This window comes from Ruegeria sp. BHSC026 (assembly GCF_059613065.1).
Map to the genome: position 1 here is coordinate 24482 of NZ_JBXWRV010000013.1, position 22484 is coordinate 46965.

Consider the following 22484-nt stretch of genomic DNA (forward strand, 5'->3'; position numbering starts at 1 on the left):
CGTCAGCCTGCTTGACTCTTGCCTTGCGGCGCGCGACAGACGCGGATGTTTTCTGAGGCACTGACACGGGCGATTTTCCGGGCGCGCAGCATCCGGTTGCAAGGGGTATTGGCATGAGCGGCGTACAGATGATCACGGTCGAGCCGGGCGACGGCGACCAGCGGTTGGACCGCTGGTTGCGGCGCCTGTTCCCGCATGTCAGCCAGGGCCGGATCGAAAAGATGTGCCGCAAGGGTGAACTGCGCGTGGACGGCGGGCGGGTCAAGGGCTCGACCCGGCTGCAGGCGGGGCAGGTGGTGCGTGTGCCGCCCCTGCCCGACCCGGATCACAAACCTGCCCCGGCCCGCCCCCGCGTGACGGATGCCGATGCGAAAATGATCCAAGCCTGCGTGATCTACCGGGATGACCACGTGCTGGCGCTGAACAAGCCCCAAGGCCTGCCCGTTCAGGGGGGCAGCGGCCAGGTCCGGCACGTGGACGGCCTCGCCGAAGCGTTGCGCTTTGGCTATGACGAGAACCCACGGCTCGTGCACCGTCTCGACAAGGACACGTCGGGCGTGCTGCTGATGGCGCGCACGCGCGAAGCGGCCAAGGGCCTGACCGCGGCCTTCCGGCATCGCAACACACGCAAGATCTACTGGGCGCTGGTGGCTGGTGTGCCGACCCCGTATCTGGGCGAGATCAAGACCGGGCTGGTCAAGGCCCCCGGTCACGGCAAGCAGGGCGAAGGCGAAAAGATGATCGCCCTCCACCTGAACGAAATCGACAGTACGCCGGGCGCCAAACGGGCGCACACGCTTTATGCCACGCTGTATCGGGTGGCCAGCCGTGCATCATGGGTGGCGATGGAGCCCGTCACCGGTCGCACACATCAGCTGCGTGCGCATATGGCGGCCATCGGGCACCCGATCATCGGGGATGGGAAATATGGCGGCTCGGGTCAGGAAAATCTGGGCGATGGCTGGGGCGCACAATTGGGTGGGGTCATCAGCAAAAAGTTGCATCTGCACGCCCGAACCGCGTCATTCAAGCATCCGATGACCAGCAAGCAAATCACGATCAACGCCCCGCTGCCGCCGCACATGAAAGACAGTTGGGACACCTTGGGCTGGACCGAGGATCTGGCCGCCGAGGACCCGTTCGAGGCGCTGCGATGACCGCGCACCTGCGACTGGTTCTGTTCGATGTGGACGGGACGCTGGTGGACAGCCAGGCCAGCATCGTGTCGGCCATGACCGCCAGTTTCCAGGCGGTGTCGCTGCCGGTGCCGGATCGCGCCGCGATCCTGTCGATCGTGGGTCTTTCCCTGCCGGTTGCGATTGCGCGCCTCGTGCCCGAGCAGCCGCCGCGCATGCAGGCCCGGCTGGTCGATGGCTACAAGCAAGCCTACCACGCGCAGCGCCTTCAGCAGGGCGCCGCTGGCTCGCCCCTGTACCCCGGCGCCCGCGACGTCATCGATCGGCTGCACGCCACCCCCGAGATCCTGCTGGGCGTGGCCACGGGCAAGTCACAGCGCGGGCTGGACGCGCTGCTTGAGGCGCACGACCTCGGGCACGTTTTCGTCACCCGGCAGGTGGCCGACCATCACCCGTCGAAACCGCATCCCTCGATGATCGAAACGGCCCTGTCCGAGACTGGCGTCACACCTGCGGATGCGGTGATGATCGGCGACACGAGTTTCGACATGGAAATGGCGCAGGCGGCGCGCGTTCACGGGATCGGAGTGGCCTGGGGCTATCACGACCGGTCACGTCTGGTGGCCGCGCGCAGGGTGATCGACAGTTTCGATCAACTGCCCGACGCGCTGACAGAATTCTGGGGACAAGAGCATGAGTGACTGGAAACCGAAACGCTTCTGGACATCAAGCGCCGTGGTCGCAGCCGATGACGGCTATGCTGTCGAGCTGGACGGGCGCCGTGTGAAGACGCCGGCCAAGGCGCCATTGGTGCTGCCCACCCGGGCCATGGCCGAAGCGGTCGCGCGGGAATGGGACGTGCAGGAAAAAGAAGTCGACCCCGCGACCATGCCCTTTACCCGCTCGGCCAATGCCGCGATCGACAAGGTGACGCATCAACATGCCGAGGTGGCCGACATGCTGGCCGACTATGGCGACTCTGACCTGCTGTGCTATCGCGCCACCCATCCTCGGGAGCTGGCCGAGCGTCAGGCCGAACAATGGGACCCGGCGCTGGACTGGGCCGCCGAAACGTTGGGGGCGCGTCTGCAGACGGTTGCGGGCGTGGTGCATCAGCCGCAGCCTGCGGAAGCCGTAAACAGGTTGCGCGACATGGTGCACGCGCTGGACGCGTTCCGTCTGGCGGCCTTTCACGATCTGGTGAGCCTGTCGGGGTCGCTGATTCTGGGTTTTGCAGCTGCCCGGAATTGGCGCAAACCGGACGATATATGGCGCATTTCGCGGCTGGATGAATCGTGGCAGGCCGAGCAATGGGGCGACGACGCAGAAGCCGTTCAGGCCGCCGAGATCAAAAGGGCCGCCTTCCTGCACGCCAAACAGTTCTACGATCTATCGGTCTGAGCCTTTTTGGTCCCGATTTGAGAGACTTGCCTACGGTGCCCGCTTGATCTCATCGATTTCCATGATCCGGCCCTTGACGTTTGTTTATGAATGCGCCCAAACTCGGGCGCACTAAAGGGGAGACACCTTTTGGGTAACCGGTCCGGCTACCTTGCGTGTCGGATAAAAGCCCGTCCCGGATCGGGGCGGGAAATCAGGAAGAGGTAAAAATGAAAAAATCCGTAATCTTGGGCGCGGCGACGATTGCTGGTCTGGCTGCTGGCGCGGCCGCGGCGGGAACCATGGACGACGTTAAGGCGCGCGGCAAGCTGAACTGCGGCGTGACCACCGGTCTGGTCGGTTTTGCGGCACCCGACGCTAACGGCGAATGGCAAGGCTTTGACGTGGCCGTCTGCCGCGCCGTTGCCGCCGCCGTCCTGGGCGATGCGAACGCTGTCGAATTCGTGCCCACCACCGGCAAGACCCGCTTTACCGCTCTGGCGTCGGGCGAGGTCGACATGCTGGCGCGCAACACCACCTGGACCTTCAGCCGCGACGTTGACCTGAAGTTCGAATTTGTCGGCGTCAACTACTATGACGGTCAGGGCTTCATGGTGCCCAAGTCGCTGGGCGTGAGCTCGGCCAAGGAACTGGACGGCGCAACCGTCTGCATCCAGACCGGCACCACCACCGAGCTGAACCTGGCGGATTTCTTCCGCTCGAACAACATCAGCTACGAGCCGGTGCCGATCGAAACCAACGCCGAAGCGCAGCAGCAGTACCTTGCCGGTGCCTGTGACGTGTACACCACCGACGCATCGGGCCTGGCCGCAACCCGCGCCACGTTCGAAAACCCCGGTGACCATGTCCTGCTGCCCGAAATCATCTCGAAAGAGCCGCTGGGCCCGCTGGTCCGTCACGGCGACAACGAGTGGGGCGACGTGGTTCGCTGGACCCTGAACGCGATGATCTCGGCCGAAGAGCTGGGCATCACCTCGGCCAATATCGATGAGATGGCAGCCGGCACCGAGAACCCGGAAATCAACCGCCTGCTTGGGAGCGAAGGCACCCTGGGCGAGATGCTGGGTCTGGACGCCCAGTGGGCCATGCGCGCGATCAAGGCGGGCGGCAACTATGGCGAAGTGTTTGCCAAGAACATCGGCGAAGACACCCCGATCGGTCTGGCACGCGGCCTGAACGCCCAGTGGACCGATGGTGGCCTGCTGTACTCGCCGCCGTTCCGTTAAGAAAACCGAGAAGGGCGCAGGGTTTCCTGCGCCCATTTCTCATAAATAGCTGCGGACAGCTCGGGAGCAGGGAATACCCTGCCAAATCAGAAGCATCCGCAAGCCACGGGGATCCCAAAACATGTCGACTATGACTGACCCACCGAAAGCTGATTTTCGGTTGTCGATGCTCATAAACGATACCCGCTATCGCTCTTTGACCTTCCAAGTGATTGCGGCCATCGTTATTGCGCTCAGCATCTGGTATCTTGGCAACAACCTGATCCAGAACCTCCGGGCTGCTGGCCTGAACATCTCATTTGCATTTCTAGGCGACCCGGCCGGTTACGACATCAACCAGCGCCTGGTCGAATATGACAGCCAGTCCTCACATGGACGCGCGGCGATCGTTGGTATCCTCAACACGCTGCTGGTTGCGTTTCTTGCCTGTGTCACGGCCACCATTTTCGGTGTGATCGCAGGTGTCCTGCGGTTGTCGAACAACTGGCTCGTCTCCAAGCTGATGGCGATCTATGTCGAGATCTTCCGGAACATTCCGGTTCTGATCTGGATCATCATCATCTTCACCATCATGACGGCAGTGCTGCCGGGGCCACGGGCGTTCCGGGGTGACAACCCGACCTCGAGCATGCTGTTCGACCTGTTCGCCTTCACGAACCGCGGTGTTTACATCCCGCGGCCGGAATTCAGCAACGGTCTTTTCAGCTCCACGATCTTGAACTGGCTTCTGGTGCTTGCGGGTCTGGTCGGCTCTTGGTTCGCGTCGCACGAAGTTGAAAAGCGTGCGACCCTTAAGCAGGAGCAAACCGGTGAACGTCCCAAGACCTTCCTGGTAAAACTGGCCGTGTGGTTGGTACCCTTCCTGACCCTGATGGTCCTGATGGGCTTGACCTGGGATGTGCCCGCGTTGAAAGGCTTCAACTTCAGCGGTGGCATCAAGGTGGGCGGTCCCTTGATCGCCTTGTGGTTCGCCCTGTCGATCTACACGGGGGCCTTCATCGCCGAGAACGTGCGCGCAGGCATCCAGGCAATTTCGAAAGGTCAGACCGAGGCTGCGGCCGCTTTGGGTCTTCGTCCGGGGCGCATCATGAAACTCGTGATCCTGCCCCAGGCGCTGCGGGTGATCATCCCGCCGTTGATCTCGCAATATCTGAACATCACCAAGAACTCGTCTCTGGCGATCGCCGTGGGCTATGCGGACATTACCGCCACCCTGGGTGGGATCTCGCTGAACCAGACCGGTCGTGCGATCGAATGTGTTCTGCTGCTGATGCTGTTCTATCTGACGGCTTCGCTGCTGATCTCGGCTGTGATGAACATCTACAACGCATCCGTCAAATTGAAGGAGCGCTGAGCCATGAGTGATCAAACCACCAACTCGATCGCATTCGTGGCCGAGGGGACGATTCCGCCTTCGCCGCCGCCGGCCAATGAAACCGGCGTGGTCAAATGGCTGCGCGAGAACCTGTTCTCGGGCGTAGGGAACACCATTCTGACCATTCTCTCCGTGCTGCTGATCTATGTTTTGCTGAAGAACACGCTGCCATGGATCTTCAACGGAGTTTGGAATGCGGATTCGCTTTCGCAGTGCCGTGAGATCCTGGACGGCAAGACCGGCGCGTGTTTCGCCGTTCTGACGGAGCGGTGGAACCAGTTGATCTACGGGTTCAAGTATCCCGTGGAAGCCTATTGGCGCCCGAACCTCGCGTTCGTGCTGATGCTGGTGGCCGCAGCGCCGGTTCTGTTCTTCGATCTGCCTCGAAAGATGCTTTTGTTCACTGCGGTTTACCCGTTTGTTGCCTTCTGGCTGATTTGGGGTGGCACCGTTCTTGTCCCCTTGGTGGCGTTGTTGGGCTGCGTCGCAGCGGCGGTCGTTTTCCAGAAATACGGAAAAAACAGCTTTGCCGCCGGGTTCTTCGGTGGGATCGTCGTCGCGCTGATCGTCTGGAACGTCGGCGGTGCGCTGATCCCCGAAGATGCATCGGAAAATGCTTGGTTGACCGCTGTTCCCAGTCGCGACCTCGGCGGGTTCATGCTGAACCTTATGCTCGGGGTGACCTGTGTATCGCTGTCACTGCCCCTTGGCATCGCGTTGGCGTTGGGCCGCCAGTCCGACATGCCTTTGATCAAGTGGGTCTGCGTCATTTTCATCGAGTTCATCCGGGGCGTGCCGCTGATCACGCTGCTGTTCGTGGCTTCGGTGATGCTGGCGTATTTCTTCCCGCCTGACAGCACGGTCGACCTGTTCCTGCGCGTGGTGATCATGATCACCATGTTCTCGGCTGCCTACATCGCCGAGGTGATCCGCGGCGGTCTGGCAGCGCTTCCTCGTGGACAGTACGAGGCCGCAGACAGTCTTGGTTTGGACTATGCCCAGGCAATGCGGTTGATCATCCTGCCGCAGGCACTGAAGATCTCGATCCCGGGTATCGTGAACGTGGCCGTGGGCCTGTTCAAGGATACGACGCTGGTTTCGGTCATTTCGATGTTCGACCTCGTTGGCATGATCCGCGGCCCGATCCTGGCATCGACCGAGTGGAATGGCGTCTATTGGGAGCTTTTGGGCTTTGCCGCGCTTCTGTTTTTCGTCGTCTGCTACGGCATCTCTCAATATTCACAGTGGCTCGAGCGTCGCCTTGCCACCGATCACCGTTAAGGAGTTCAACACATGTCTGAACTTGCCATTGATCGCGAAATCGATCGTTCGAAAATGCAGGTGAGCGACGAGGTCGCCATCGAAATCAACAACATGAACAAGTGGTACGGGTCCTTCCACGTGCTGCGCGACATCAATCTGACCGTCAACCAGGGCGAGCGGATCGTGATCGCGGGGCCGTCGGGTTCGGGCAAATCGACCCTGATCCGCTGCATCAACGCGCTGGAAGAGCATCAGGCCGGCAAGATCGTCGTGGACGGGATCGAGCTGACCAGCGACCTCAAGAACATCGACAAGATCCGCTCCGAGGTCGGGATGGTGTTCCAGCACTTCAACCTGTTCCCGCATCTGACGGTTCTGGAAAACTGCACGTTGGCCCCGATCTGGGTGCGCAAGACGCCCAAGAAAGAGGCCGAAGAACGCGCTATGCACTTCCTGGAGAAGGTGAAAATTCCGGATCAGGCCAACAAGTATCCCGGCCAACTGTCAGGTGGTCAGCAACAGCGTGTGGCGATTGCGCGAAGCCTGTGCATGATGCCGCGGATCATGTTGTTCGACGAGCCGACCTCGGCCCTTGACCCCGAGATGATCAAAGAGGTGCTCGACACCATGATCGAGCTGGCCGAGGAAGGCATGACCATGCTTTGCGTGACGCACGAGATGGGCTTTGCGCGTCAGGTGGCGAACCGCGTGATCTTCATGGATGCCGGCCAGATCGTCGAACAGAATGAACCCGAAGAGTTCTTCAACAACCCGCAGAGCGAACGCACCAAGCTGTTCCTCAGCCAGATCCTGGGACACTGACGCGGGCTGAAAGACAACAGCAAAGGGCGGGGGCATCCCGCCCTTTTTTATTCCGTCAACTCGCGCGGGATGGCGAAACCCCTCACCGTGCCGCTGCGCCAGTTCACATCCCGCCAATCGTCGATGTCGAAGCCGATCACTGTTGTGGCGCCGGTCGGGTAGTCGAAGAACCGGCCGTGCATCGGGGCCTCTTCCACGATGGCGCCGGCAAACCCGGCAGTTCCTGGATTGTGCCCCAGCATCAGCACGGTTTCCCCGGTTGCCGAAGACAGAAGCAGGAACATCCGATCCGGCGAAGCATGGTATAGCTCGTCGGTAAAGGTCAGCTTTTCCGCCTCGAGCCCCATCCGCTCCCAGGTTTCGCGGGTGCGAACGGATGAGGAGCAGAGCAACTCGTCCGGCAACCATCCCTTTTCCTTCAGCCAGGCCCCGATTGCCGCCGCCGATTTTCGGCCCCGCTTGTTCAGCGGGCGTGCATGGTCGCTCAGGTCTGGGTTGTCCCAGCTGGACTTGGCGTGGCGGGTCAGGATCAATGTGCGGGGCATGGTGGATGAAACGCCTGCATGTGGTGGGCCGATTGCTCGGGGTCTCTCCCGGCGCCTGCGCTGAGGGGGCAAGCCAGCCGGGCGGCGCAGCCTCCGGTCATGCAGGACCGCCCCTCGGCAGTGTCCAAATAACCGTGGCAGGCCTCAACATCATAGAACGTCGTGGCGTTCAGCGCCTTCACCGGGCAAGCGGTGGCGCAGGGGGCAGGACAGGTCAGGCAAGGCGAAGGGGCCGTCGCCTCGGGGATCGAAAATTCTTCTGCGAAATACAGCGCGCCCCGATAAGAGATCATCATGCCCACCGTATCATGCACCATTGCACCGACGGGGCTAAGAAAGGCGCGACCAGATTTCAGTGCCCAGTCGATGAATGGCATGTAGGGCGGTCCGCCGAACGGGAAATGCGCCTCTGCCCCGAGGCTCTCGGCCATCGCGCTGACAACGCGGGTTGACCAGCGATCGACCGGGTCAGGATCGCCGTCGCGCCATTCGGGCGAGGCCTTGAGCGCAGGCCAGAACGCCCCGGCAGCGCCCAAAAGGATCAGGGTACCGCCGTCGAGCCCCTTGGCACCGCTCAGGCGCGGATGCTGGGCGCCCATCACGATCAGCCCGTGTTCGTGCGCCGCCTTTTCAACCTCGTCATAGATCATTTCTTGCGAAACGGCAGCGACAGGCTCCAGCCCAGTCTTGTCGGGCGGTCGTCCTGCCATTCGAGACCGATGGTCATGCCGTCATGCCCCTTTCCGGGCTGCGCCACATAGGTTCCCATCCAGCGGTCCCAGATCGACAGGGCAAACCCATAATTGCTGTCGTGTTCCTCCCTCAGCCGCGAATGGTGCACCCGGTGCATGTCGGGCGTTACCAGCAGCCTACGCAAGACCGCATCCAGAGCAAGAGGGAGTTTCAGGTTCGAGTGGTTGAACATTGCCGTGCCATTCAAAAGAACTTCGAACAGCACCACGGCCAGTGCACTGGGCCCCAGCAGGTAGACGAGGCCGATCTTGAGCAGCATCGACAGCGCGATTTCCACCGGATGGAAACGGACCGCCGTGGTCACGTCCATGTCACGGTCCGCATGGTGGACCCGGTGCAGGCGCCACAGGATCGGCACCTTGTGCGTGACCAGGTGCTGCGCCCAGATGGCAAAGTCGAGGATAAGAATGGACAGCGCCACCTCGACCCATACAGGCCAAGAGAGATGGTTGAACAGGCCCCAGCCCTTTTGGCCCGCATCCAGCGCCGCACCGACCGCCAGCAGCGGCAATCCGAACGCCATGAGCCGCAGCGCGACGGTGTTGAGGATCGTGATCGACAGGTTGGTGGCCCATCTTTTCGGCCGCCCGTATTGGCGCGGACGGCGCGGCAAAAGCGCCTCGGCACAGGCAAAGATGATAAACAGCCCTAGGAAAACGCCCAGGCGAATGGTGGCTTCGTGCTCCATACATTCACAATTGGGCATGCGATTGAGAATCACAAGCCCAGTTGCGCCAAGAAGCCGTCAGTCGGGACGGATCAGCGAGCCGGCGCCATGTTCGGTGAACAGCTCCAGCAGCACGGCGTTGGGCGCGCGGCCATCCAGGATCACCACGGCGCGGACCCCGCTGTGCAGCGCATCCAGCGCGGTTTCTGTCTTGGGGATCATGCCGCCGGCGATTGTGCCTTCGCGGGTCATCTCACGGATCTGGCCCGCTTTCAACTCGGTCACGACCTCTCCTGCGGCGTTCTTGACGCCGGACACGTCCGTCAGTAGCAACAGGCGATCGGCCTTGAGCGCCGAGGCAATCGCCCCGGCGGCTGTATCGCCGTTCACGTTGAACGTCTCGCCATTGCGGCCCGCCCCCAGCGGGGCGATCACCGGGATCACGTCATGCGAGAACAGGTCGTGCAGGATCTTGGGATTCATCTCGGCGGGTGTGCCCACATATCCCAACGAGGCGTCGGTCTGGTCGCAGATCATCAGGTTGGCATCCTTGCCGGAAAGGCCGACGGCCATGCCGCCCTGATCGTTGATCGCCTGCACGATGCGCTTGTTCACCACGCCGGACAGCACCATTTCGACCACTTCCACCGTGGCGGCATCGGTGACGCGCTTGCCGTTCACGAACTCGGACTGGATGTCGAGCTTGTCCAGCATCGCGTTGATCATCGGCCCGCCGCCATGCACGATCACCGGGTTCACGCCGACCTGACGCATCAGCACCACGTCGCGGGCAAAGCTTTCCATCGCTTCGTCGCTGCCCATGGCGTGCCCGCCCAGCTTGATCACGACGATTGCCCCGTCATAACGCTGCAGATAGGGCAGGGCGCTGTTGAGCGTGGCGGCGGTGGCTATCCAATCCCGGTTCATGTCCTGTTTCTTCATGGCTGTCGTCCCTCTGGCCTTCCCTGTTAGGGCCTTTGGCCGGACCTGCCAAGCCCGGAACGGGCAGGCCGCAGGTTTTGTTGCGTGGCGCGCCAAAAGGGGGACGCTGCCGCGCCACGCAACCGGGCAACGCCACGCGGCGCCGCCTGAACCGGTCAGTTGAATGCGCGCCGTACCGTAGGTATGTTGCTGACGACCAGCAGGTCGACGGCCAGCGCCGCAAGCGGCGTCAGCCCAACCAGTGGGAAGGCCATGGCCGTGCACAGCCCGATCAGCACCGCGCCCTTCCACACGGGCATCTCGGCCGGAAAGCTGCTCCAGGCCTGCACGAACTTGCCGCCCCAGATCCCGGCCCACGACATGCCCGAGATGAGGAACCCGACCAGCAGCAGCGACATTCAGAACCCGGCGACCGCGTGCAGCGATTTCCCAAAGGCCCGGCCCCGCGCCCGCAGGTCAGGCACCAGGGCCGCCACAACGTTTCCGCGGGGCCACCACCTTTAAAGGCCGGTGAACGCCAGCAGCAGCGCCATCCCGGCCGCGATTTCCAGAATCCGGTCGCCGGTATCGCCCATCAGTAGGGTCGAGTGGATGTTGCCGGCCGGATCGTACCACCCCGCGCGACGGTCCCAGACCTGGATCACCTCGCGGGAATACTGGTCGATGGCCACCATGCGCTGACCGGTCTCGGCCTTGACGCGAAACACGGTTGCCAGATCCGGCGCCTTGGGGCCGATCCATTCGACCACGCGGCCCGGCACGCGGGCCTGAACTATGTCGGCCAGTTCGGATGCGGGCATCGCCTGGTCCTTGATCTCGACCGCGATTTTTTCTCCGTCGCGACCATCGGCTTGGGTAATGAACATCAAAATCAGGCCGGTCACCGCCAGGATGATCAGGAAGGGGACAACAAAAAGCCCCGCATAGAAGTGCCACCGCCAGGCGGCCAGGTAGAATTTTTGCGCCTGTTCGCGCCGGCTCGCCTGAGCGCCACCGGTTTGGCCGTCTTGTACAATTTCAGTCTCCAGAAATTCGGAACATCGCCGGCCGGGCGGCTGAGGTTTCAAGTCTTGTTCTCGGTCTCAAGAGAGGTGGGGCGGACCCGGGGCATCGTACCGGGTGTGGAACCCGGCGCTGCGATGGGTGAAATCCACATGCGCCCAACGCGCGGCAATCGGCCAGTCGGCCGGCAGCACCGCTCCCACTTCGGGCAATTGGCCTGCCAGATTCACCCCGCCACAGGGGCAGGCGCTGCGTTCGTCGGTTTCGTCGTGGTCCGGGGCGTCCTCGCCCGGGTTGATCCAGCGCTCGACCAGGCCGTCGCCGGTGCAGATCACCATCAGAATCGCCCCGTCCGAGTTGCGCGTGGGCATCCAGCCATCGGGATTGCACCGGGTACCATCACAGCAACCAGCGTCAGCACCGATATGACGCGCAGCAGCATCATTCCAGATTGGCGATGATCGAACGCAGCGCCGGGATGCCGTCGCCCTTCTCGGACGAGGTCAGCACGATCTCGGGATAGGCGGCGGGGTGTTTGGACAAGGCGCCGCGCACCTGGGCCAGAACCTTTTCGCGGTCCTTGGCCTTGACCTTGTCGGCCTTGGTCATCACGCATTGAAAGGTCACGGCGCTGGTGTCCAGCAGCTTCATGATCTCGTCATCCACGGGCTTCACTCCGTGGCGGGAATCAATCAGTACGAAGGCCCGGCGCAGGGTCTGCCGCCCGCTCAGGTACTGTTTCAGAAGGCGTTGCCACTTCTCGACCACCTTGACCGGCGCATTGGCATAGCCATAGCCGGGCAGGTCAACCAGATACAGGTCGGGGCCCTGGGTGAAGAAGTTGATCTCTTGCGTGCGGCCCGGCGTGTTCGAGGCGCGGGCCAACCCCTTGGTGCCGGTCAGGGCGTTGATCAGGCTGGACTTGCCCACGTTCGACCGGCCGGCGAAACAGACCTCGATCCGGTCGGGGGCGGGAAGGCCGTTCATCGCCACGACGCCCTTGACGAATTCGGACGGCCCGGCAAACAGCTTGCGGCCTTTTTCCAAATTGAATGCGTCGGGCTCGGGGGCCAAAGGGAAAGGCAATGTACTCATAGGACCTGCACCTCGTCTCCGGGCCGGATCGTGCCACCGCGGATCACAGTCGCATAGACGCCGAAATCCTGGTGGTCCCAACTGCGTAGCGCGCCCAGCGTGTCGGCGTCGCGCTGGCCGGTCTGGGGGTTGGCAGTGGTTGCCAGGCAGCGGGTGATCCGCTCCTTGACGTGAAAAACGGCATCACCGATCCGGACCTCGCGATCCAGCCAGTCGAATTCTTCCCACAGAGGAAGGCCGTCGAACCAGATATTGCCCCGCCAGCGGCAGATCGACAGCTTGCGGCCCAGTCTTTGCTCGACCGCGCGGTGCGAGGCCATGTTGCAAAGGCTGATCGACGGGTAGTCGCTGTCGGTCATGCCCCGCCCCGGAACTCGGACGATCCGGGCCGAGGCCGCGCGGTCGGCGGGCATGAGCGGGCGGACCCAATCCAGAAACAGATCCTGCTGGGTGTCTGGGTGGAAGGTCAGATCTGGCCGATCCGGGTGGCTGAGTGTCACGCGATCCCCGTCCAGAACGGCCGAGATCGCCATCAGGCGGGGTGCCTTCGAACCGCGGCTGAAATTTGCGCAGGGCGCCCATTCGGATCCGTCGGCCTCGGACATTTCATGCGCCACCGCCCAAACACGATCCCCGGGCATGGTCTGCCCGGGGATGAGGGTGACTTCGGACAGGGTTTCCCTGCCGTGGCTCTTGATCGGGTGCCGCCAGATTTCGGTGACCGCCCCCGTCATTTGCCGTCCGTTTTCGGTGTTCGCTTGAAGCCGGACTTGATGTTGCCAAACACGTCAGGCTTGTAGCCCTGGCTGCGCATGATCAGGTACTGCTGGGTAAACGTGATCGTGTTGTTCGCGATCCAGTAAATCACCAGCCCGCTGGCGAAGCTGCCCAGCATGAACATGAAGACCCAAGGCATCCAGGCAAAGATCATGGCCTGGGTCGGATCGGTGGGCGCCGGGTTCAGCTTTTGCTGCAGCCACATCGAGATACCCAGCAACAGCGGCAGGATCCCGATGAAGATGGTCGCCATCAGGGTTCCCGGCTCGGGACCGGCCCAGGGCAGCAGCCCAAACAGGTTCATGATCGAGGTCGGGTCCGGCGCGCTCAGATCGCGGAACGGGCCGAACCAGGGCGCGTGGCGCAATTCGATGGTGACGAAAATCACCTTGTACAGCGAGAAGAAGATCGGAATTTGCAGCAGTATCGGCAGACAGCCGGCAGCCGGGTTGACCTTTTCCTTCTTGTACAGCTCCATCATGCCCTGCTGCATCTTTTGGCGGTCGTCGCCAGCGGCCTCTTTGAGGGCTTCCATCTGCGGCTGAAGCTCTTTCATTTTGGCCATCGAGACATAGGACTTGAAGGCCAGCGGGAACAGAATCGCCTTGATGATCAGAGTAAGCCCGATGATCGACCAACCCATGTTGCCGATCAGGGCGTTGATGTTGTGCAGCAGCCAGAAGATCGGCTTGGTCAGGAAGAAGAACCAGCCCCAATCGATGCTGTCGATGAATTTCTGAACGCCCTGCGCCTGATATTCGCGGATGGTTTCCCATTCCTTCGCCCCCGCAAACAGCCGGGTGGTAACCTGGGAGGTTTCGCCGGGTGCGACCGTCAAGGTCGGCAGTACTGTTTCGGTCTGATAGATCTTGCGGCGGGCGTCGTATTTCGCGGCGGCCTTGAAGGCCGAGCCCGGCTCGGGGATCAGTGTGGTCATCCAGTAGTGATCGGTAAAGCCGATCCAGCCGTTTTCCTTCACCTGATAGACCTCAGCCTGGGCGCGTTCGTTCGGGTCGATGTCGAATTCTCGGACATCCCCATAATCGACTTCGGACAACGTCCCGTCGGCCATGCCAATGACGCCTTCGTGCAGGATGAAGAAATTCTTCAATCCCGGAAGATCGCCATCCTCGCCCATGCCATGCCGGGCAAGGATGCCATACGGCGCCATGCCGACCTCGGTCTGGCTCGCGTTCTCAACCGACTGGGTCACCGTGAACATATAGTCTTCGTCCACCGCGATCGTGCGACGGAAGGTCAGGCCCTTGCCGTTGTTCCAGACCAAAGTGACCGGGCTGTCCACGCCCAGCGTTTCGCCACTCTCAATTTCCCACAAGGTATTCGGGCCAGGCACGTCGGCCCCAGCAAGTCCGGCGCCGGGGGCCCAACCATACAGCGCGTAATATGCGGATTCCGATCCGACCGGCGACAGAAGTTCGACGATGGGCGCGTCTTCTTCGAGCGAGACCTTGTAATCCTTCAGAAACAGCTCATCGATCCGACCACCCGAAAGCGAAAGACTGCCCGTCAGGCGCGGGGTGTCGATCTCGAGCCGCGGCGCGTTGGACTCGGGGGCCGCTTCAGAGGCTTCCGAGGTGGTCTCGCCAATGGTCGAAGGCCCGGCGGCGCTCGGTGTTTGGAGCCCGTCACCATCGGTCGCACTGATCTCGGTTCGGTCAAGGTTCGTGGCGGGTTCCGGCGGAGGGAACAGCACGAACCACACGAGGATCACGAGAAAGCTGAGCGCGGTTGCGAGGATGAGATTCTTGTTCTGATCGTCCATCGGGGACAGCCACCTTGAGCAGTGAAAGACACCGCAGGGTTCAACAGAGTGCAGCCCGAAAGGTCAAGCGGAATCGCCGCTGTTTGCCCGTTGTAGCGGCAATGCAGGCGGCGATTTCAGGATTCTCCTCCCATTTTTCGTCCGATCGCGGGCGCTCCCTTGAGGCTGTTGCGGTGGTTGGTGATCCACCGCACGGTCTCTTCCCAAGGCATCGGTTTGGCAATTCCATAGCCCTGAACATGGTGGCAGCCCAACTGCGCCATCAGCGCATGCTCACCGGGGGTCTCGATGCCCTCGGCCAAAGTTTCCAGGTTCAGGCGTTCGGCCATCGTCAGTATCGCGCCGACGAGCTGTTGCTGTTCAGGGTCTTTGTCGGCGTTGGTGACAAAGGACCGGTCGATCTTGATGCGGTTCACGTTGAAACGTTTGATCGATGCAAAAGCAGCATGGCCAGTGCCAAAGTCATCCAGATCGATATGGCAGCCCATGGCGGACATCTGCGCCACGTTGCGCGCAATGATATCGTCGGGATGTCGGGCGAACACTGTCTCGAGAACTTCGACAGCCAGCCGCTCCGGGGTCAGGTCGTACTGGTCCAGTTCCCATTTGAGGCGGTCGATCAGCTTGGGGTCGCGCAGTTCCTCCGACGAAAAGTTGATGCCGATCCTGGGCACCACCGCCCCCGCGCGATCCCAATCGCGCATGGCCGAAAAGGCTTGGTGTCGAATGGCCTGGCCAAGCATTCCCATCAGGTTGGCCTGCTCTGCGAAAGGCAGGAAGACCTGCGGGCGCAGTACCCCTTTGGTGGGGTGATTCCAGCGCGCCAGAGCCTCGAAACCGGTGACGTCCCCCGTATCGGTCGAAACCTGTGGCTGGAAACACGGCTGGATTTCGCCGTTGTCCAGCGCCGCCTCAAGCTCTTTGCGGAGATTGACATGGATCAGAGACCGGCGCCGGGTCTCGGTGGAAAAGGCCCGGATCGTCGACGGCCCGTTGCGCTGCGCTTCGGACAGCGCGGCCTGTGCGGCCTCGATCCAGTCGGACGCCGGTCCATCGGGAACCATTGACTGCAGGCAGAACCCGATCGAGCAGGACAGGTAGACGCTGACGCTGTTGAGCGGAACGGGTTCCTCGACAACGCTCTGAATGCGGCCCGATGCCTGAATGCAAGCCTCGAGCCCGAGCTGCGTGGAGGGGTGCATGCCAACCAGGAACGCATTTCGGGAAATGCGGGTCGCGACGTCCTGACTGCGTATGACCGATAGAACCCGGTCGCCGAATCGCTGTGCGATGAAATCGGCAGCGGCGGAACCGTGCAGGTCCTGAAGGTCGTCGAACTGATCCACGGCGACGACCAGACAGGCGGCATCGCACCCGGTCTCCCGCGCCGCCAGGTGCATCTGCTCCAGCCGGGTTCGGAACGCGTCGTTGGAAACCAGGCCCGAGATATTCTGGCCGTCGGGCAAGGTATTGTCAGTCAGGCGCAGGGCGATCAGAAAGGCCAAGGGCAGGCCAAGGGCCGCGAAGATCAGTGCGGTTTCTCCACCCAGCCAGAATGCGGCGAGGCTGAGTGCGGGAACGAATGCCAGCCCCTGCGGAATCGAGAGAACGGTCAGCAGCGCGTGCCGGATCTGTCTGAAGAAAGTATGGGTCCGCATCGGGTTTCGGCCCTCGTCCTTGGCGTTGTCGTGCAGGGCGAGGGTAGAAAACCAATCTGAGTCAGAAGTTAACGCAACCGCGGTATTTCGCCCTGATCATCCGGGTTTTTTCGGGGTTTCAGCGAAAGGCCGGCAAAGTCGAAGAGATCAGGGTCTAGCAAGTGGGACGGACGCGCATTGGTCAGCGCACGGAACATCACCTGCCGGCGGCCGGGACTGTTCTTTTCCCATTGGTCCAGAATCTGTTTGACCTGCTGGCGTTGCAGGCCGTCCTGGCTGCCGCACAGGTCGCAGGGAATAATCGGATAGTTCATCGCCTTGGCGAATTTCTCGCAATCGGCCTCGGCCACATGGGCCAGAGGGCGATAAACGAACAGGTCGCCATCCTCGTTCACCAGTTTCGGGGGCATGGTCGCCAAACGGCCGCCGTGGAACAGGTTCATGAAGAAGGTTTCCAGGATGTCATCGCGGTGATGACCCAGCACCACAGCCGAGCACCCTTCCTCGCGCGCGATCCGGTACAGGTTGCCGCGGCGCAAGCGCGAGCACAGCGCGCAATAGGTGCGGCCCTGCGGCACCTTGTCGACCACGATGGAATAGGTGTCCTGGTACTCGATCCGGTGCGGCACGCCCATGCGTTCCAGAAACTCGGGCAGCACGGTGGCCGGAAAGCCCGGCTGCCCCTGATCCAGATTGCAGGCCAGCAGGTCCACGGGCAGCAGGCCGCGCCACTTCAGCTCGTACAGAACGGCCAGCAGGGTATAGCTGTCCTTGCCGCCCGACAGGCAGACCAGCCAGCGCGGCGGCTTGCCATCCTTGTCATGGGCCGACGGGTCAACCATGCCGTATTGCTCGATCGCCTCGCGCGTCTGGCGCACGATGCGTTTGCGCAGCTTCTTGAACTCGGTGGTCGAGGGCGCACCGGCAAACAGCGGATGGATATCGTCGGCTTCGTCGAACATGCGCAGCCCCTACCGCAGATGCGCCGACCGAGCAAGGCCCGCCTAGCCGGACAGCCGGCCCAGCAGGGCGTCGGTGTCCAGCCCCGAGACCGATCCGGGTATGCGCCCGCTTTCGCCCAGAACCCGCGTGGCAATATATCCATCGGCCACCGCACCGGGCGCGTGGCGCAGCAGCAGTGCGGCGGTCAGCAGATGCGCGGTGGCCTCGGCGAACCAGCGGGCCTCGGCCTCGGGGGGCAGGGTGGGCCAACGGTCGCGATGCGCCTTCAGGGCGGCGTCATAGCGGCGGTCGGCTCCGGTTGCCGCGTCCAGTTCGGCATGTACTGTCTGGCCGGCCAGCGGGTCGCGCGCAATGCTGCGTAGAATGTCCAGGCAGATCACGTTGCCGGACCCCTCCCAGATGCCGTTCAGCGGCGCTTCGCGATAGATCATCGGCATCGGCGTGTCCTCGACATAGCCCATGCCACCCAGCACCTCCATCGCCTCGACCGCAACGACGGGGCAGCGCTTGTTCGACATGAACTTGGCCAGCGCCACCCCGATCCGGGCAAACGCGCGGTCTTCGGCGGTGTCCCCGTCAAAGGCGCGTGCCACGCGCAGGCCCAGGGTCAGGGCGCCTTCCCAGTCCAGCGCAAGGTCGGCCAGAACGGCACGCATCAGCGGCTGGTCGATCAAGCGGCGCTGAAAGGCGCTGCGGTGGCTAACCCAGTGATGCGCTTCGGACAAGGCCGCACGCATCAGGCCGGCCGGTGCCATCGCGGTGTCGAGCCGGGTGTGATGCACCATCTCGATGATCGTGCGTACGCCGGCCCCCGCGTCCCCCAGTTGATAGGCCAGCGCGTCGTGGAGCTCGACTTCGGACGAGGCGTTGGCGCGGTTGCCCAGCTTGTCCTTGAGGCGCATCAGGTGGATGGCGTTGCGCTCGCCCTCCAGCCAGCGGGGCAGCAGAAAACAGGTCAGCCCGCCCGGAGCCTGCGCCAGCGTGAGGAACCCGTCGGACATCGGGGCCGAGCAGAACCATTTGTGGCCGCGCAGCCGCCAGGCCTCACCGTCACGGGTGGCGGTGGTGGTATTGCCACGCACGTCCGAGCCGCCCTGTTTCTCGGTCATCGCCATGCCCAAGGTCGCCGAGCGTTTTTCTCCGATCGGGCGGGGGGCTGGGTCATAGGTGTTGGCGGTCAGTTTCGGGCGCCAGATATCGGCCAGTTCGGGGTTGGCGGCCAGCGCCGGCACGGCGGCATAGGTCATGGTCAGCGGGCAGCAATGGCCCGGCTCGACCTGGCTGGCCAGATAGACCATCGCGGCATGAGTGGCGTGACCGCCCGGTGCTCCGTCCCAGGCCAGCGCGGCATAGCCTGCCGATTGGCTCAGATCCATCATGTGATGATAGGCCGGGTGGAACCGCACCTCGTCCAGACGGCGGCCGCCCCGGTCGAAGAGGCAGAGTTCGGGCGGGTGCATGTTGGCGTCGCGCCCGGCGTCGCGGGTTTCGCTCCGGCCCAGAGCGGCCCCGTAGGCAGCCAGTGGGATCGCCCGTGCCCCGGCGCGCGTGGCGCAATCGCGCAGAACCGGGTCCGAGGTCCACAGGTCAACGTCGCCGCGCTCGGGCGGTTGGTTCGTCACCTCATGCGTGGGCAGAGACTGGCGGGCGTTGGATCTGGACATGGGCGCCTCGGACGGTTGTTGATGAAACCGATGTTCAGCGGCGCACCCCCCTTGGGTCAAGCGTAACGGGGTGTCAGATCAGGGCGCGTCGGGTTTGTCGTCGGGCACCGGGTCATAGCCGTCACCCCCCCAGGGGTGGCAGCGCCCGATACGGCGCGCGGCCAGCCAAGCGCCCTTGATCGGACCGTGCTTTTCCAGCGCTTCCAGCGCATAGGCCGAGCAGGTCGGCTGATAGCGGCAGTTGAACCCCACCCAGGGGCTGAAGATCAGCCGGTAGGCCCGGATTGGCAGCGCGAGGATATGGGCAAGAGGGGTCATTTGCGCGGGCTGTGGATCTTGCGCAGGGCTTGGCGCAGATCGTCCAGCAGAGCGCCGAAGGGGCGGGCGGCGGTCACCTCGACCCGACCGATCAAGACGTAATCCCACCCGTCCCGGCCATGGTCCGGAAGAACGGCGCGGGCCGCCTCGCGCAGCCGGCGCTTGGCCCGGTTGCGGGCTACGGCATTGCCGACCTTCTTCGAGCAGGTGAACCCGACACGGATGCCCTCGGCCTCATCCGGTGCGCGCTTGCGGGCCTGCACCATCATGGAAGGCGTGCCCTGTCGGCGCGCCCGTGCGGCCCTGAGGAAATCGCTGCGCTTGCGCAGTACCGACAAGGCAGGCGCGCAAACGGACACCGCCGGGGGCATATCCCCGGGGTGGTCAGTGCCATCCACAGGGGCCTCCGGCGGCGTCATGTTCAAAACCTGAAAGGTCGCGCGGTTTATGCGCTCAGCGACTTGCGGCCGCGGGCACGGCGAGCGTTCAGGATCTTGCGGCCGGCCTTGGTGGCCATGCGCGCGCGGAAACCGTGGCGGCGTTTGCGAACCAGGTTCGAAGGCTGATAGGTGCGTTTCATCGCTCCGTCTCCAATCTTTGGCGGTCGGGTGCGGCGCGGATTCGCCTGCCCGTGGTGTTCGAAGCCCGTCCTCTACTGGGAACCGGCGGGCAAGTCAAACCCCATCGCAACGGTTTTCTTGCCTTTTGCAACAATTCTGCCGGGCGACCACCCAAAAGTTTCAGAATCAGCCCGAGGACGGCGGATTTCTCACATTGAACCGGTGCGTGTTCAACCCGGCGTGAGGACCCTGTTGCGCAGGCGACCAAGCGCGCATCTTGTGGGGCAGATGAAGCATTCGAACCCGGACGACGAAATGACCGAAACCACCCAGGTGCCGCGCAGTGGGCTGGCGCGACATATTCCCCTGATCGTGATCCTGACGGTTGCCGTCGTCGGGTTCTTTGCGCTGGGCGACTACCTGACTTTTGAAACCCTGCGCGACAATCGCGAGGCGCTGTTGGCCTGGCGTGATGCCAACTACTGGTCGTTGGCGGGGGTTTTTATCCTGGTCTATGTCCTGATCGTCACCTTTTCTTTGCCCGGTGCGGCCGTGGCCTCGATGACGGGCGGGTTCCTGTTCGGGCTGTTCGCGGGCACCGTGTTCAACGTATTTGCCGCAACCTTGGGTGCCTCGGCGATCTTTCTGGCGGCCCGCTGGGGTTTGGGCGAGGCGTTGACGGCGCGGCTGGAGGCCTCGGAAGGCACCGTCAAGCGAATCAAGGACGGGTTGCGCGAGAACGAGATCCCGGTGCTGTTCCTGATGCGGCTGGTGCCGGTGGTACCGTTTTTCGTTGCCAATCTGGTCCCGGCGCTGGTGGGGGTGAGGTTCCGGAACTTTCTGTTGACCACGGCGCTGGGCATCATTCCGGGCGGCATCGTCTATACTTGGATCGGCGTCGGCCTGGGCGGCGTGTTCGACCAGGGCGAGACGCCAGACCTGTCGCTGCTGACCGAGCCCTTCGTGATCGGCCCGATCCTGGGGCTGTGCGCGCTGGCGGCTCTGCCGATTTTCCTCAAAACCATTCGCGGCCGAAGGGGCCTTTGATCCATGCAAGACCTCAAGACCGACATCCTGGTGATCGGGGCCGGGTCGGGTGGCCTGTCGGTGGCCGCTGGGGCCAGCCAGATGGGCGCCGACGTGATCTTGCTGGAAGGGCACAAGATGGGTGGCGACTGCCTGAATTATGGCTGCGTCCCGTCCAAGGCCCTGCTGGCCAGCGCCAAGCTAGCCCATGCACAAAGCCATGCCGCGCCGTTCGGCGTTGCCGAACACGCGCCACAGGTGGACTATGCCGCCGCAAAAGACCATGTGCGGGACGTGATCGCGCAGATCGAGCCCATGGACAGCCAGGAACGGTTCGAAGGTTTCGGCGTGCGCGTCATTCGTGACTGGGGGAGCTTTCTGTCGCCCACGCAGGTTCAGGCCGGCCATTTCGTCATCACCCCCCGTCGCGTGGTGCTGGCCACGGGCTCGTCGCCGCTGGTGCCGCCGATCCCAGGGCTGGATGAGGTGCCGTATGAGACCAACGAGACCATCTTCGACCTGCGCGACAAGCCCGACCACCTGCTGATCATCGGCGGGGGACCTATCGGCATGGAAATGGCGCAGGCGCATGCCCGGCTGGGCTGCAAGGTGACGGTGATCGAAGGCGCGCGGGCGCTGGGCAATGATGACCCCGAGGCGGCCGCAGTGGTATTGGAGGCTCTGCGCGCCGAAGGGGTCGAAATTCTGGAACACGCGATGGTGGCCCGGGTGCGCGGGAAGGCCGGCGCGGTCGAGGTCGTCACCGAGGATGGCGCGGTCCACGCGGGCTCACACCTGCTGCTGGCGGTGGGGCGCAAGGCCAACACCGACCGCCTGAACCTGCAGGCTGCCGGGGTCGAGCAGACGCGCACGGGCATCAAGGTGGATGACAGCCTGCGCACCACCAACCGCAGGGTCTACGCGATCGGCGACGTCGCGGGCGGGCTGCAGTTCACCCATGTGGCGGGGTATCATGCCGGGGTCATCATCCGGTCGGCTCTGTTCGGGCTGCCGTCCAAGGCCAGGACGTCGCATATCCCCTGGGCGACCTATACCGACCCCGAACTGGCTCAGGTTGGTCTGACCGAGGCGCAGGCGCGCGACCGCCACGGCGACAAGGTCGAGATCGCCCGGTTCGACTATGCCCACAACGATCGCGCCGTGGCCGAACGCAAAACGACCGGGTTCATCAAGGTCATGGTCGTCAAGGGGCGCCCGGTGGGGGCCACAATCGTGGGGCATCAGGCGGGCGAATTGATCAACTTGTGGTCTCTGGCGCTGGCCAATAACCTGAAGATGAGCCAGATCGCGGCGATGGTGTCGCCCTATCCCACGATCGGAGAGCTTAACAAACGGGTGGCGGGCGCCTATTTCTCGCCAAGACTGTTTGAAAATCAGATGGTTGAACGGGTGGTCAGGCTGGTCCAGCGTTGGCTCCCCTGATCGGGAAAGGAGCGCCACTTGAACTCGCTGTCGGGTCGTTTCCTGATCTTGACGACGGTCTTCGT

23 protein-coding genes and 1 pseudogene are annotated in these 22484 nt (G+C 63.1%); 9 read left to right on the top strand and 15 right to left on the bottom strand.

Annotated features, from left to right (window positions below):
• Positions 1 to 113: 113 nt before the first annotated feature.
• From AC2FME_RS14605 to AC2FME_RS14635, 7 genes are all read left to right on the top strand, one after another.
• Positions 114 to 1157: an RluA family pseudouridine synthase gene (locus AC2FME_RS14605; RefSeq protein WP_496800799.1), complete on the top strand. Its 1044-nt coding sequence runs from the start codon at positions 114 to 116 to the stop codon at positions 1155 to 1157.
• Positions 1154 to 1837, top strand: a complete 684-nt coding sequence (locus AC2FME_RS14610; protein ID WP_496679178.1) for an HAD-IA family hydrolase — start codon at positions 1154 to 1156, stop codon at positions 1835 to 1837. The genes AC2FME_RS14605 and AC2FME_RS14610 overlap by 4 nt, the downstream gene beginning before the upstream one ends.
• The gene (locus tag AC2FME_RS14615; RefSeq protein WP_496800800.1) at positions 1830 to 2537 is read left to right on the top strand and encodes an ATP12 family chaperone protein; all 708 of its coding nucleotides are present in this window, start codon (positions 1830 to 1832) and stop codon (positions 2535 to 2537) included. Before AC2FME_RS14610 ends, AC2FME_RS14615 begins: the two co-directional genes overlap by 8 nt.
• Positions 2538 to 2746: 209 nt before the next feature.
• Entirely contained in the window at positions 2747 to 3763 is a 1017-nt protein-coding gene (locus tag AC2FME_RS14620; RefSeq protein ID WP_496679175.1) for an amino acid ABC transporter substrate-binding protein, read from the top strand.
• 121 nt (positions 3764 to 3884) lie between these two features.
• Positions 3885 to 5117: an amino acid ABC transporter permease gene (locus AC2FME_RS14625; RefSeq protein WP_496679174.1), complete on the top strand. Its 1233-nt coding sequence runs from the start codon at positions 3885 to 3887 to the stop codon at positions 5115 to 5117.
• Positions 5118 to 5120: 3 nt separating this feature from the next.
• Positions 5121 to 6419, top strand: coding sequence for an amino acid ABC transporter permease (locus tag AC2FME_RS14630; RefSeq protein WP_490362205.1), 1299 nt, complete (start codon positions 5121 to 5123; stop codon positions 6417 to 6419).
• Positions 6420 to 6431: 12 nt separating this feature from the next.
• A complete protein-coding gene (locus AC2FME_RS14635; protein WP_496679171.1) occupies positions 6432 to 7223 on the top strand; it encodes an amino acid ABC transporter ATP-binding protein in 792 nt (263 codons plus the stop codon).
• Between the two features lie 47 nt (positions 7224 to 7270).
• On the opposite strand, the gene AC2FME_RS14640 is transcribed toward AC2FME_RS14635, so the two are convergent.
• The 15 genes and pseudogenes from AC2FME_RS14640 to rpmH all read right to left on the bottom strand — a co-directional run bounded on the left by AC2FME_RS14640 (position 7271) and on the right by rpmH (position 19970).
• Positions 7271 to 7768 carry a SixA phosphatase family protein gene (locus AC2FME_RS14640; protein ID WP_496800801.1) on the bottom strand — a complete coding sequence of 166 codons (498 nt, stop codon included), beginning with the start codon at positions 7766 to 7768 and terminating at the stop codon, positions 7271 to 7273.
• Complete coding sequence (locus AC2FME_RS14645) at positions 7753 to 8418, bottom strand: ferredoxin (RefSeq protein ID WP_496800802.1); 666 nt, start codon at positions 8416 to 8418, stop codon at positions 7753 to 7755. Before AC2FME_RS14645 ends, AC2FME_RS14640 begins: the two co-directional genes overlap by 16 nt.
• The gene (locus AC2FME_RS14650; protein WP_496794666.1) at positions 8415 to 9209 is read right to left on the bottom strand and encodes a sterol desaturase family protein; all 795 of its coding nucleotides are present in this window, start codon (positions 9207 to 9209) and stop codon (positions 8415 to 8417) included. Before AC2FME_RS14650 ends, AC2FME_RS14645 begins: the two co-directional genes overlap by 4 nt.
• 57 nt (positions 9210 to 9266) lie before the next feature.
• Positions 9267 to 10130: an acetylglutamate kinase gene (gene argB, locus AC2FME_RS14655; RefSeq protein ID WP_496686689.1), complete on the bottom strand. Its 864-nt coding sequence runs from the start codon at positions 10128 to 10130 to the stop codon at positions 9267 to 9269.
• A 299-nt stretch (positions 10131 to 10429) separates the two neighbouring features.
• Positions 10430 to 11146: pseudogene (locus AC2FME_RS14660) on the bottom strand (PepSY-associated TM helix domain-containing protein); the annotation flags it as partial.
• 66 nt (positions 11147 to 11212) lie between these two features.
• Positions 11213 to 11503 carry a DUF2946 domain-containing protein gene (locus AC2FME_RS14665; RefSeq protein WP_496742856.1) on the bottom strand — a complete coding sequence of 97 codons (291 nt, stop codon included), beginning with the start codon at positions 11501 to 11503 and terminating at the stop codon, positions 11213 to 11215.
• A gap of 70 nt (positions 11504 to 11573) precedes the next feature.
• Complete coding sequence (gene yihA / locus AC2FME_RS14670) at positions 11574 to 12227, bottom strand: ribosome biogenesis GTP-binding protein YihA/YsxC (RefSeq protein WP_496800803.1); 654 nt, start codon at positions 12225 to 12227, stop codon at positions 11574 to 11576.
• On the bottom strand, positions 12224 to 12961 hold the full coding sequence (locus AC2FME_RS14675) for an MOSC domain-containing protein (RefSeq protein WP_496800804.1): 738 nt from the start codon (positions 12959 to 12961) through the stop codon (positions 12224 to 12226). Before AC2FME_RS14675 ends, yihA begins: the two co-directional genes overlap by 4 nt.
• Positions 12958 to 14787, bottom strand: a complete 1830-nt coding sequence (yidC, locus tag AC2FME_RS14680; protein WP_496800805.1) for a membrane protein insertase YidC — start codon at positions 14785 to 14787, stop codon at positions 12958 to 12960. The genes AC2FME_RS14675 and yidC overlap by 4 nt, the downstream gene beginning before the upstream one ends.
• Before the next feature lie 116 nt (positions 14788 to 14903).
• A complete protein-coding gene (locus tag AC2FME_RS14685) occupies positions 14904 to 16445 on the bottom strand; it encodes a putative bifunctional diguanylate cyclase/phosphodiesterase (protein WP_496800806.1) in 1542 nt (513 codons plus the stop codon).
• A gap of 68 nt (positions 16446 to 16513) precedes the next feature.
• Positions 16514 to 17407 (bottom strand): tRNA 2-thiocytidine(32) synthetase TtcA, encoded by an 894-nt coding sequence (ttcA, locus tag AC2FME_RS14690; protein WP_496679153.1) that lies wholly within the window; start codon positions 17405 to 17407, stop codon positions 16514 to 16516.
• 42 nt (positions 17408 to 17449) lie between these two features.
• Positions 17450 to 19072, bottom strand: a complete 1623-nt coding sequence (locus AC2FME_RS14695) for an acyl-CoA dehydrogenase family protein (RefSeq protein WP_496800807.1) — start codon at positions 19070 to 19072, stop codon at positions 17450 to 17452.
• 78 nt (positions 19073 to 19150) lie between these two features.
• The gene (gene yidD, locus AC2FME_RS14700; protein WP_093965416.1) at positions 19151 to 19390 is read right to left on the bottom strand and encodes a membrane protein insertion efficiency factor YidD; all 240 of its coding nucleotides are present in this window, start codon (positions 19388 to 19390) and stop codon (positions 19151 to 19153) included.
• The gene (rnpA, locus tag AC2FME_RS14705) at positions 19387 to 19809 is read right to left on the bottom strand and encodes a ribonuclease P protein component (RefSeq protein WP_496686700.1); all 423 of its coding nucleotides are present in this window, start codon (positions 19807 to 19809) and stop codon (positions 19387 to 19389) included. Before rnpA ends, yidD begins: the two co-directional genes overlap by 4 nt.
• Before the next feature lie 26 nt (positions 19810 to 19835).
• Positions 19836 to 19970: a 50S ribosomal protein L34 gene (rpmH, locus tag AC2FME_RS14710; RefSeq protein WP_005980833.1), complete on the bottom strand. Its 135-nt coding sequence runs from the start codon at positions 19968 to 19970 to the stop codon at positions 19836 to 19838.
• Between the two features lie 295 nt (positions 19971 to 20265).
• Here rpmH and AC2FME_RS14715 point away from each other — a divergent pair, with 295 nt between their 5' ends.
• Both AC2FME_RS14715 and AC2FME_RS14720 read left to right on the top strand, forming a co-directional pair.
• A complete protein-coding gene (locus tag AC2FME_RS14715; RefSeq protein WP_496800827.1) occupies positions 20266 to 20997 on the top strand; it encodes a TVP38/TMEM64 family protein in 732 nt (243 codons plus the stop codon).
• Between the two features lie 3 nt (positions 20998 to 21000).
• Positions 21001 to 22419: a dihydrolipoyl dehydrogenase family protein gene (locus AC2FME_RS14720; RefSeq protein ID WP_496800808.1), complete on the top strand. Its 1419-nt coding sequence runs from the start codon at positions 21001 to 21003 to the stop codon at positions 22417 to 22419.
• The last annotated feature ends 65 nt before the right edge of the window (positions 22420 to 22484 follow it).

Bases quoted from the DNA above. Each gene is read 5' to 3' on its own strand.
- AC2FME_RS14605 (WP_496800799.1), top strand. From the start codon at position 114: ATGAGCGGCGTACAGATGATCACGGTCGAGCCGGGCGACGGCGACCAG.
- AC2FME_RS14610 (WP_496679178.1), top strand. From the start codon at position 1,154: ATGACCGCGCACCTGCGACTGGTTCTGTTCGATGTGGACGGGACGCTG.
- AC2FME_RS14615 (WP_496800800.1), top strand. From the start codon at position 1,830: ATGAGTGACTGGAAACCGAAACGCTTCTGGACATCAAGCGCCGTGGTC.
- AC2FME_RS14620 (WP_496679175.1), top strand. From the start codon at position 2,747: ATGAAAAAATCCGTAATCTTGGGCGCGGCGACGATTGCTGGTCTGGCT.
- AC2FME_RS14625 (WP_496679174.1), top strand. From the start codon at position 3,885: ATGTCGACTATGACTGACCCACCGAAAGCTGATTTTCGGTTGTCGATG.
- AC2FME_RS14630 (WP_490362205.1), top strand. From the start codon at position 5,121: ATGAGTGATCAAACCACCAACTCGATCGCATTCGTGGCCGAGGGGACG.
- AC2FME_RS14635 (WP_496679171.1), top strand. From the start codon at position 6,432: ATGTCTGAACTTGCCATTGATCGCGAAATCGATCGTTCGAAAATGCAG.
- AC2FME_RS14640 (WP_496800801.1), bottom strand. From the start codon at position 7,768: ATGCCCCGCACATTGATCCTGACCCGCCACGCCAAGTCCAGCTGGGAC.
- AC2FME_RS14645 (WP_496800802.1), bottom strand. From the start codon at position 8,418: ATGATCTATGACGAGGTTGAAAAGGCGGCGCACGAACACGGGCTGATC.
- AC2FME_RS14650 (WP_496794666.1), bottom strand. From the start codon at position 9,209: ATGGAGCACGAAGCCACCATTCGCCTGGGCGTTTTCCTAGGGCTGTTT.
- argB (WP_496686689.1), bottom strand. From the start codon at position 10,130: ATGAAGAAACAGGACATGAACCGGGATTGGATAGCCACCGCCGCCACG.
- AC2FME_RS14665 (WP_496742856.1), bottom strand. From the start codon at position 11,503: ATGCCCACGCGCAACTCGGACGGGGCGATTCTGATGGTGATCTGCACC.
- yihA (WP_496800803.1), bottom strand. From the start codon at position 12,227: ATGAGTACATTGCCTTTCCCTTTGGCCCCCGAGCCCGACGCATTCAAT.
- AC2FME_RS14675 (WP_496800804.1), bottom strand. From the start codon at position 12,961: ATGACGGGGGCGGTCACCGAAATCTGGCGGCACCCGATCAAGAGCCAC.
- yidC (WP_496800805.1), bottom strand. From the start codon at position 14,787: ATGGACGATCAGAACAAGAATCTCATCCTCGCAACCGCGCTCAGCTTT.
- AC2FME_RS14685 (WP_496800806.1), bottom strand. From the start codon at position 16,445: ATGCGGACCCATACTTTCTTCAGACAGATCCGGCACGCGCTGCTGACC.
- ttcA (WP_496679153.1), bottom strand. From the start codon at position 17,407: ATGTTCGACGAAGCCGACGATATCCATCCGCTGTTTGCCGGTGCGCCC.
- AC2FME_RS14695 (WP_496800807.1), bottom strand. From the start codon at position 19,072: ATGTCCAGATCCAACGCCCGCCAGTCTCTGCCCACGCATGAGGTGACG.
- yidD (WP_093965416.1), bottom strand. From the start codon at position 19,390: ATGACCCCTCTTGCCCATATCCTCGCGCTGCCAATCCGGGCCTACCGG.
- rnpA (WP_496686700.1), bottom strand. From the start codon at position 19,809: ATGACGCCGCCGGAGGCCCCTGTGGATGGCACTGACCACCCCGGGGAT.
- rpmH (WP_005980833.1), bottom strand. From the start codon at position 19,970: ATGAAACGCACCTATCAGCCTTCGAACCTGGTTCGCAAACGCCGCCAC.
- AC2FME_RS14715 (WP_496800827.1), top strand. From the start codon at position 20,266: ATGACCGAAACCACCCAGGTGCCGCGCAGTGGGCTGGCGCGACATATT.
- AC2FME_RS14720 (WP_496800808.1), top strand. From the start codon at position 21,001: ATGCAAGACCTCAAGACCGACATCCTGGTGATCGGGGCCGGGTCGGGT.